Annotated in this window: 4 protein-coding genes; 2 read left to right on the top strand and 2 right to left on the bottom strand. The window is 70.0% G+C overall.

Annotated elements, in window-relative coordinates:
• Nucleotides 1–149: 149 nt before the first annotated feature.
• On the bottom strand, nucleotides 150–911 hold the full coding sequence (locus ACZ43N_RS10565; protein ID WP_468096559.1) for an ATP-binding cassette domain-containing protein: 762 nt from the start codon (nucleotides 909–911) through the stop codon (nucleotides 150–152).
• A 504-nt stretch (nucleotides 912–1,415) separates the two neighbouring features.
• Here ACZ43N_RS10565 and ACZ43N_RS10570 point away from each other — a divergent pair.
• Together ACZ43N_RS10570 and ACZ43N_RS10575 are read left to right on the top strand one after the other, a co-directional pair.
• Nucleotides 1,416–2,294, top strand: coding sequence for a substrate-binding domain-containing protein (locus tag ACZ43N_RS10570; RefSeq protein ID WP_468096560.1), 879 nt, complete (start codon nucleotides 1,416–1,418; stop codon nucleotides 2,292–2,294).
• 48 nt (nucleotides 2,295–2,342) lie between these two features.
• Nucleotides 2,343–3,356: an ABC transporter permease gene (locus ACZ43N_RS10575; RefSeq protein WP_468096562.1), complete on the top strand. Its 1,014-nt coding sequence runs from the start codon at nucleotides 2,343–2,345 to the stop codon at nucleotides 3,354–3,356.
• Between the two features lie 486 nt (nucleotides 3,357–3,842).
• On the opposite strand, the gene ACZ43N_RS10580 is transcribed toward ACZ43N_RS10575, so the two are convergent.
• Complete coding sequence (locus ACZ43N_RS10580; RefSeq protein ID WP_468096564.1) at nucleotides 3,843–6,524, bottom strand: SpoIIE family protein phosphatase; 2,682 nt, start codon at nucleotides 6,522–6,524, stop codon at nucleotides 3,843–3,845.
• Between the last annotated feature and the right edge of the window lie 329 nt (nucleotides 6,525–6,853).

Here is a 6,853-nt window from a genome sequence, read left to right on the forward strand (position 1 = left end):
GGTGCGCTCCCCCGGCGGGCGCCGGGCCGACGGCCACCGCCGATCCACGGGGCTGCCGCCACCCTCACGGTCAACCGGGTCGGGTGCACGGACAGCACCGGGCACGACCGGCGCGGGCGGCCCTGCGCGGGCGGCCCTGCGCGGGCGGGTCAGTCGTTGCGTGTGGCGCCGACGACCGAGGCGAAGATCCAGTCCTGCGGTGTGGTCGACACATGGAAGAAACCGTTGTTGCGGCCCAGCCGCAGGACCGCCGCCTCGTCCGCGACAGCCTTGACGTCTCCCAGGTTGTGGCTGACGAGGATCACCCCCATGCCCTGCTCGCGGAGCTCGTCGACGATGTCCAGGACATGGCCGACCTGGGAGACGCCCAGGGCCGCGGTGGGCTCGTCGAGGAGGACGGCCTTCGGTTTGCCGAGCAGCGCGCGGGAGATCGCCACGGTCTGCCGCTGGCCGGCGGACAGGGCGGCGACCGGAGCACGCACGTCGGGAACCCGGATGCCCAGCGCGTCGAGCTGTCGTCGCGCCTCCGAGCGCATGCCCCCGTCGTCCATCAACCGGAACAGGCGGCCCCGGACACCGGGGAACCGCCGCTCCCGCCCCAGGAAGAGGTTCTCGGCGACATCGAGGTCCTCGCACAGCGCCAGGTTCTGGTAAACGGTCGCGATGCCCAGGCGCTGGGCGACCTGCGGAGTCCTGATGTGGACGACCTCGCCCTCCCACTGGATGACGCCCCTGTCGGCCGGGTCGACCCCCGCGATGATCTTGATGAGGGTGGACTTGCCGGCACCGTTGTCGCCCAGCAGGGCCAGCACCTCGCCGCTGTGGAGCTCGAGGTCGACGTCCTTGAGCGCCTGGACCGCGCCGAAGCGCTTGGAGATCCCGCGCAAGGAGAGCAGGGGTGGTCCGGTCACGCGCCTCTCCCCCTCTCCGCCCGATCGCGGTGACACCGCTCCGCCTCGGTGGAGCCCTGATCGCAGGGGGAGCGGGCGTGCCCCTCGGCGGCGACCCGGACTCTTACTGCCAGATCACCATCTTTCGCCTCCCCCAGAACGGGCGCAACCTTCGGCCGGATCAGGCATCGAGCGGTGCGGAGATCGGTCACGCCCGGCGGAGAGGAGATGTCGAAGAGGATGTGATGCGATATTCATGGACGGATATTTGTTGACAATCCGGACGCAAGTGTGAGCCTCAGAGACTTCCAGGCTGAGCCTCAGAGACTTCCAGGCGCTGGATCCGGCCGGAGGAGGGTGTCACCGATGGCGCATCGTCACGGGGTCCGCGGGCACGGCCGGCCACGGCGCACCCGGCAGGGGGCGACGCTCCTCGTGGTGGGCACGTTGCTGCTGGCCTCCGCCTGTGGCGGGAATGAGGACTCCGCAGGAGAAGGCGGGACGGGGAAGGTCACGATCGGGCTGGTGACCAAGACCGAGACCAATCCGTTCTTCGTGACCATGCGCAAGGCCGCCGCGGACGCGGCCGAGAAGAAGGGTGCCGATCTCATCGCCCTGGCCGGCAGGTTCGACGGCGACAACGAGGGCCAGGTGGCCGCGGTGGAGAGCCTCATCGCCCGTGACGTACAGGGAATCCTGATCACGCCGTCGAACACGACGGGGGTTCTGGGCGCCATCGCGGAGGCCCGGCGGCAGGGCATCCTGGTGATCGCGCTGGACAGCGCCACGGACCCGGCGGGCGCCGTGGACGCCACGTACGCGACCGACAACTTCAAGGCCGGACGCCTCCAGGGCGCCTATGTCAGGGCGGTGCTCGCCGGCCGGGCCCCCGAACTGCTCATGCTGGACGGCACGGAGGGCTCCTCGGTCAGCCAGGAGCGGCACGACGGGTTCCTGGAGGGCTTCGGGATCGAGGACAACTCACCGGCGATCCGCGGACGGGCGAACACCAACGGCGACCGCAACCTGGCGCAGACCGCGACGGAGAACCTGCTGCAGCGCACGACCGACGTCAACTCGGTCTACACCATCAACGAACCGGTGGCCGACGGCGCCTCCGTGGCCATCGCCGCACGCGGTCTCGGCGGGCAGGTGACCATCGGCACCATCGACGGCGGATGCGACGGCGTGCGGGCCGTCAGGGACGGCAAGTACGCGGCGACCGTCATGCAGTTCCCGGTCAGGATGGCCGAGCAGGGGGTGAACGCGGTCACCGAGTTCGTCGAGAACGGGAGGAAGAAGTCCGGCTTCACCGACACCGGCACGGAACTCATCACCGACAAGCCGGTGCGCGGACTGGCGTCGCACGACACGGAGTGGGGGCTCCAGCACTGCTGGGGATGACGGGATGACCTTCGGGCGCCGACGGGTGGAAGGAACCAGTAAGGGATCATGAGATCTGCCGGCACCACCGGTCCGACCGGCGAGAGCGGGACGGACACCGCGCTGCGGGAGGCACTCCGGTACGCCCTGCGCACACCGACGGTCGGCCCGCTGGCCGCCCTGGCGCTCGCCGTACTGGTCTTCTCGCTCACGACGGACACGTTCATGACGCCGGGGAACCTGTCGCTGGTGCTGCAGCAGACGATCGTGATCGGCACCCTGGCGCTGGGGCAGTCCCTGATCATCCTCACCGCGGGCATCGACCTGGCGAACGGGGCCATCGCGGTCCTCGCCACCATCGTCATGGCCAAGCTGGTCTTCGAGGGGGGCAACTCCGCGGTGGCGCTGCTGCTCGGCCTGCTCGTGGCGACCCTCCTCGGGCTCGTCAGCGGCCTGCTCGTGGCCCGGCTGGGCCTGCCCCCCTTCATCGTCACCCTCGGCGCGCTGAGCGTCGTCTACGCCACGAGCAGGCTCTACTCCGATTCCCGCAGCTATCCGGTGACCAGTGATCTGCTCGACTTCTGGGGGCACGGCGTCCGCCTCGGCGGTGTCCTCGTCACCTGGGGGACGTTCCTGCTCCTGGGGCTGTACGCGTTCTTCTGGTACGTGCTCACCAAGACGGGCTGGGGCCGGCACATCTACGCCGTCGGCAACGCGCCCGAGGCCGCCCGACTGACCGGTATCGACGTCCGGCGCACGGTCCTCTCGGTCTACGTCATCGCCGGTCTCCTCTACGGCGTCGCCGCATGGCAGGCCCTCGGCCGCATCCCCAACGCCGACCCCAACGCGTACCAGACGGCGAATCTGGAGAGCATCACCGCCGTCGTCATCGGCGGGACCAGCCTCTTCGGCGGCCGGGGAAGCATCGTCGGAACCCTGATCGGAGCGCTCATCGTCAACGTGCTCCGTTCCGGCCTCACCCAGGCGGGCATCGACAGCCTCTATCAGGACGTCGCGACCGGAACCCTCGTGGTCGTCGCGGTCGGCGTCGACAAGGTCCTGCGCAAAGGCGGCACACGCTGACTGGGCCGACCGCCGTGCCCGCCCAAGACGAACCAGACACCTGGCACGGGCGGCAGCCCCGAAAGGCTGGCCGCTCCAACGGCACCACCCATGACCCCCAGGCGTACAGCAGTTGGGCTTCCGGGTACCGGGCGCGCTCCTGCGCCCAGTACTGCCGGAACTCGCGGGACGTCGACTGCGCGAGGACATTCATCCGGTGGGCCCTGCGGTCCCAGCCCCGGCCGCTGCCGCGCAGCAACTGCTCGATCATGGCCGCGGCGTGGGTGTGCCCCGGCGGCCCGGCTCTCCACCAGACGCTTGCGCACCTTGCCGAGGTCGGCATCGTCGAGCCACGAGGCGAGTCTTGCCGAGGTCCGTCGGCGACCGAGGAGAGCCATGCCCGGAGAGAGCGGGGCTTCCCCTGACAGTGACGATCTGATCGGTATGTATGTCGATCAGATGTTCACTCCAGCCGTAGGCGGAGTGAGTGCGGCCGGCGAAGGGTTCTCAGCGCGTCGGCAGCGTCTGCTCCGCCCAGATCACCTTGCCCTGGGGTGTGTAGCGGGTTCCCCAGCGCTCGGTCAGCTGGGCGACCAGGAACAGGCCCCGGCCGCCCTCGTCGGTCGTCGCGGCGTACCGCAGATGAGGCGAGGTGCTGCTGCCGTCGGCCACCTCGGCGATCAGGGTGCGGTCGTGTATCAGTCTCAGGCGGATCGGCTCGCAGCCGTAGCGGACCGCGTTGGTGACGAGTTCGCTCAGCACCAGTTCCATGCTGAAGCCGAGTTCCTCCAGCCCCCACTCGTCGAGCTTGGCGGTCGCCGCTGCGCGCAGCCCGGCGACAGCGGCCGGGTCCGGCGGCACGTCCCACTCGGCGATCCGGTCCCGTGGCAGCGCGTGCGTGCGGGCGATGAGCAGGGCCACGTCGTCCGTGGGGCGTTCGGGCAGCAGGGATTCCAGCACCGCCCGGCAGCTCTCCTCGGGTGCTCGGTCGGTGTGGCCCGCCAGGGCCTTGCGCAGAAGCTCCATCCCCTCGTCGAGGTCGCGGGTGCGGTCCTCGATGAGGCCGTCGGTGTAGAGGACCAGCTGGGAGCCTTCGGCGATGTCCAGTTCGGCGGTCTGGAAGGGCATGCCGCCGAGACCCAGCGGCGGGCCGGGCGGCAGGTCGGGGAAGGTGACGTCCCCGTCGGGATGGACCAGCGCGGGGGCCAGGTGCCCCGCGCGGGCCATGGTGCAGCGACGCGTCGTCGGGTCGTAGATCGCGTAGAGGCAGGTGGCGCCCACGACGGCGGCGGGGCTGTCCATGCACGCCTCGTCCTGGTCGATGCGGCCGACGAGGTCGTCGAGATGGCTCAGCAGTTCGTCGGGCGGCAGATCGAGCGTGGAGAAGTTGTGCACCGCGGTCCGCAGCCGCCCCATGGTCGCTGCGGCGTGCAGGCCGTGGCCGACCACGTCACCGACGACCATCGCCACGCGGCTGCCCGGCAGGGGAATCACGTCGAACCAGTCCCCGCTGACACCCGACTGGGCCGGGAGGTACCGGTAGCCGACATCGACGGCGCTCTGCTCGGGCAGGCCCCGCGGCAGCAGGCTGCGCTGGAGGGTGACCGCCAGGGCGTGCTCACGCGTGTACCGTCGGGCATTGTCGATGCTGACCGCGGCACGGGCCACCAGTTCCTCCGCCAGGGAGAGTTCCTCCTGGTCGAAGGGGTCGTGCTCCTTGGACCGCCAGAAGTTGGCCATGCCCAGTACGACACCGCGGGCCTGGATGGGGGCCGCGATGAGCGAATGGATGCCGTAGTCGATGATCTGCTCGGTGCGCTCCGGGTCCTGCAGAAGCCAGCCCGTCGCGGTCGACAGGTCGGCCACCAGTTCCGAGCGGCCGGAGCCGTATCCGCGTGCCTGGGGCGTGGAAGGCAGGAAGTCGATCAGCCGGCCCTTCTCGTAGAGCGGCTGGTCGTCGCGGATGCCGCAGACGGCGACGCGTCGCATGCCCTTCGCCGTGGCCGCGGGTTCCTCGCCGTGCAGGACGGCGTCGGCCAGGTCCACGGTGACGAAGTCGGCGAAGCGGGGGACGGCGATACGGGCGAGTTCGTCGGCGGTCTGGACCACGTCCAGGGAAGTGCCGATACCCAAGCCGGCGTCGTAGAGCAGCTTCAGCCGCTCGCCCGTGATCTCGGCCCGGCCGGCCACGGCGCGCAGTTCCGTGGAGTCGCGCAGGGTCACCACGGTGCCCTGGGGGCCTCCGCCGCGGCCCGTCGGCCTCTGGTTGACCACCAGCAGCCGTGGCCCGGCCAGGTGCACCTCGTCGGTGGCCTCGCGGCCGGAGCCGAGCAGCGACACCATCTCGGGTTCGAGGGCCGGCATATGGGACACATGTGTGCCCTCCGCGTCGGGGGGCAGCTCCAGGAGCCGTCTGGCCTCGTCGTTCGCCAGCACCAGCCGCCCGTCGTCACCGACGATGAGCACCCCTTCGCGCACGGAGTGCAGCACCGCGTCGTGGTGCTCGTACATGCGCGTCATCTCGCTCGGGGCCAGGCTGTGCGTCTGCCGTCGCAGCCGCCTGCCCACGAGCGCCGTGGCGGCGGTGGCCACTCCCAGTGCGGCGGCCCCGGCGGTCAGGATGATCGGTATCTGCCGGTCGACCAGACTGGTCACGTTCTTGACCTTCAGCCCGGCGGAGACGAGAGCCACCACCTGGCCCCGGCCGTCCCGGATGGGTACGGTCGCCTGGACTTCGTGTCCCAGGGGTCCGTGCACGCTCTCGGTGTAGACCTTCCCCTGGAGGGACGGCTTGATCTCCCCCACGAACCGCTTCCCGATGCGGTCCGGCATGGGATGGGTGTAGCGGATCCCGTTGGTGTCCATCACGACGACGAAGTCGACGCCCGCGGACTTGCGGCCCGCCTCGGTCAGCGGCTGAAGGACCTTCGCGGGATCTGGGGCCTGCAGCGCGGACAACACACCCGGGGAGTGCGCGAAAGTCTGGGCGACCGCTATGGATCTTCGTTTGGCCTCGGCGTTGGTGTGCCTCTGTGACTGCAGGACAAGAGCGAAGACGGCGAATGCCACGAGCAGCACCACCAGCGCCACCTGCAGGAGGAATATCTGCCCCGCGACACTTCGCGAGTTCCTTCGCGCCAGTGACCACAGTGGCGATATGCGTCGAACCCGGGCAAAACGGTCCTTCATCCGGCCTTTCTAGCACCGATCACCCATATAGTCACGGGTCTGCTCTTGATGCGGACACCGCCCCGACTGTGATCGATCGCCTCTGAAACCACATCAGCCACTCGCGACACAGCAAGCGGTACCGGATCGCGGGAGATCGCACCGGGCCGCACGGGGTCGGACGCTACCGCACGAGGCCGGACGAGGTGGCGCCGGATCATCGGGCCGAATATCCGAGCGAGGGCTCGCGCGGTGGTCACGGCGTTGTCGGGCGACCTGCCCCTCGGGGTCGCGCCGCGGCAGCCGCCTGCGGTCGTCCGCGAGCGACTGGCCATGAGGCGGCGGCCGGG

The organism is Streptomyces sp. NPDC030814, from assembly GCF_055572155.1.

What these genes read in the sequence shown, in the direction of transcription:
- ACZ43N_RS10575 (WP_468096562.1), top strand. Translation starts at nt 2,343, where the DNA reads ATGAGATCTGCCGGCACCACCGGTCCGACCGGCGAGAGCGGGACGGAC.
- ACZ43N_RS10580 (WP_468096564.1), bottom strand. Translation starts at nt 6,524, where the DNA reads ATGAAGGACCGTTTTGCCCGGGTTCGACGCATATCGCCACTGTGGTCA.